General features: G+C 65.0%; 2 protein-coding genes and 1 pseudogene. All 3 read right to left on the reverse strand.

From position 1 onward, the window contains the following. Window positions 1–151 precede the first annotated feature (151 nt). Complete coding sequence (locus H7290_RS00480; protein WP_290512052.1) at window positions 152–589, reverse strand: hypothetical protein; 438 nt, start codon at window positions 587–589, stop codon at window positions 152–154. A 586-nt stretch (window positions 590–1,175) separates the two neighbouring features. After that, on the reverse strand, window positions 1,176–2,312 hold the full coding sequence (gene nagA / locus H7290_RS00485) for an N-acetylglucosamine-6-phosphate deacetylase (protein WP_290512053.1): 1,137 nt from the start codon (window positions 2,310–2,312) through the stop codon (window positions 1,176–1,178). 182 nt (window positions 2,313–2,494) lie between these two features. After that, a pseudogene (locus H7290_RS00490) lies at window positions 2,495–2,690 on the reverse strand (glucosamine-6-phosphate deaminase); the annotation flags it as partial.

Genomic DNA, 2,690 nt, shown 5'->3' on the forward strand with positions numbered 1-2,690 from the left:
CGGTGAGATAGTCGAAGGCGTCTGCCAGGGCATTCTTGGCGGATGCCTTCAGATCTGTCCACCCGCGTTGGGCAGCGACACTGCTAAAGAAGATTTCGTACTCGGTGCCTTTGACAGGTCGCGGAACCGGGGTGCCGCGCTTCCCCGCCATCTACGGGCGATTAACGCGGACAGGGGCAGCCGACAGCTCGATGGGCTCGACGGGTCGCATACCCATCGCGTAGGCCAGGGCCGTTTCCTTCCACTCTTGCTGAGCGCGCAGCAGCCGCTCAAACGTTCCCAGCTCGCTGGCGGCATAGAGCAGCTGCTCGATCTCGGCCGCGTACGCGCTCAGCTCCCCCGGGGTGAACTCCCCCACCCACGCGAACAGGTCGGTCAGCGCCGCCGCGACGTCACCCTTGTTCCGGCCGATCGCACGGATCAAGCGGCTCGAGAGCGCAACACCATTCTCAAGGACATCAAGATCGTGGCCACGAAGGATCACGAGATCGTCACCATCACGGCGCGTGATCCGAACCTGGCCCTCGTCGATGTGGGCCAGAACCTCCTTGGGCTTGCGCAGAAGGTCAGTGAATGTCGCAGTACTCATACCAACACACTACATCAGATAAACATCTGATTGAAGGGTCGGTGTTTTGAGCTGGCGACTCAGACAGCTGGGTTCAGATGCAGCCTCAGGGCTTCAGCGACCGGCGCGGATCGTGATGGGGCGCCCAGGTCAAGGACTTTTTCGTCGAGCCACTCACGTTGTTCGCTGCTGAGCCGCAGATTCATGTGGATCCCAGCGGTTCCAGGCCGACGCCGTGCGCGCGTGGGCATGGCCTTCCCCTGAACGAGTGGTGCCGCGGGTGCGAACTCAGCAGCCAGCTGGGTGTCTGTCACGTTGTCGAAGGCTTCTACCAGCAAGTCTGTATAGGTGATGCGCCTTTCCTCGGTTGCTTCACGAGCGCGCTCGAGTGTTGATGGGGCTAGGTACACGCCAATGGGCGACCCCTCCCCCGCTTGTGGCGTCCGGGGCCGATGTGAGGAAACGATGTTTTAAAGATCAGACGCGAGTCTGTGTCATCAGCGATGAGTTCGCTATGAATGGTGACTTGTTGGCCTATTTCGCGATAAATCCAGATAGATGAACGTCAATGCCATGACGGATCGATGGCCAGGCTCGGATACCGGCATCAATCACGGACGCAAGGCACCCAAAGTCCGGCCTGCAGAGTCGCCGTGACCCGAAGTTCGGCGCCGAGTACGATCAAGTCAGCGCGGTTGCCGGTCGCGAGGCGGCCCCGGTCCACGAGACCGATCATGTCAGCGGGGTTCTGGGTGGCCGCCCGCACTGCGACTTCTACCGGTACGCCTGCCGTGTGCACGGCGTAGCGCACAGCCGCGCTGAGGGTGAGCACGCTGCCGGCGATTGTGCCGTCCGCGAGGCGCGCTTGGCCATCGGAGACTCGCACGTCGAGGGCGCCGAGCTTGTAGTCTCCCTCGTCCGCGCCGGCGGCTGCCATGGCATCCGTCACAAAAACGGGACGCGAGGGGCTTTCGATGATGAAACGCACGATGGCCGGGTGCAGGTGCACCCCGTCGGCGATGAGTTCGGCGAATACCGCGGGGTCCTCAAGCAGGGCGAGCGCCGGGCCGGGTTCACGATGGTGGATTTTCCGCATCGCGTTGAACACGTGGGTCCCGGCCGTGGCCCCCGCGGCGATCGCCTGCCGGGTCACGTCGTAGTTCGCGTCGGTGTGCCCGACCGCGGCCACGGCCCCGAAGCCGACTATCTGGCGCACCGCGTCGAGGCCGCCCTCCAGCTCGGGCGCGATAGTGACCATCCGCACGGTGCCACGGCCGGCGCGCATGAGCCGATCGACGCTCTCGGCGTCCGGCGCGTGCAGGAGGTTCTCGTCGTGGGCCCCGCAATGGACCGGGCTCAGCCAGGGGCCCTCGAGGTGGATACCGGCCAGCTCGCCCGTCGCGACCAGGCCAGCCAGCGCGGACACGGTTTGCTCGAACTCGTCGAACGGAACCGTGACGAGGCTGGCGATCATCGTGGTCGTGCCGTGGGCGCGGTGGGTCGCGGTGATCCGTGCCACTGCGACGGCCGTATCCGCGTCGTTGAAGCTACGGCCACCTCCGCCGTGGGTGTGGATGTCGACGTAGCCGGCGGCCAAGGTACTCTCCGGGAAGCTGAAGTCAGCCTTCCTGGGTGGCTCCCCCGCACCGCAGCCGACGATCCGGTCAGCCAGGATGTCTACCCAGCCCGGCGAGTACACCGCATCCGGGGCGATCACCGTTCCGCCGGAGATCAGCAGCGGCACCGCCTGGCCCGCACCTCCCGGGATCGGCGTGTCGGGACTCTCGGCTGGGACCACTCCAGTCGTGGGGGAGGTAAACGGGATCATGACGGCTCCAAGAACTCAGTTGGAAGATTCAGCCTGGAAGGGGAACAGCCGGGTCCAGACACGGGGCTCAGCGCTCAGCGGGGTGGAAACAGCGCAACCTAGATCCCCGGCCAGGGCTTGTGGGCCCAGGCGTACCGGTAGTAGTCCGCGTTCTCTAGCTTCGAGGCGGCGGCCTCGTCTACGATCACGGTCACGTGGGGGTGCAGCTGGATCACAGAACCCGGCTTGGTCGAGCTGACCGGTCCCTCGACGGCAGCCCCGATGGCATCCGCCTTCTGTGTCCAGAAGGCCAAG

The sequence above is a fragment of the Aeromicrobium sp. genome (assembly GCF_014378035.1).
Classification (GTDB): domain Bacteria; phylum Actinomycetota; class Actinomycetes; order Propionibacteriales; family Nocardioidaceae; genus Aeromicrobium.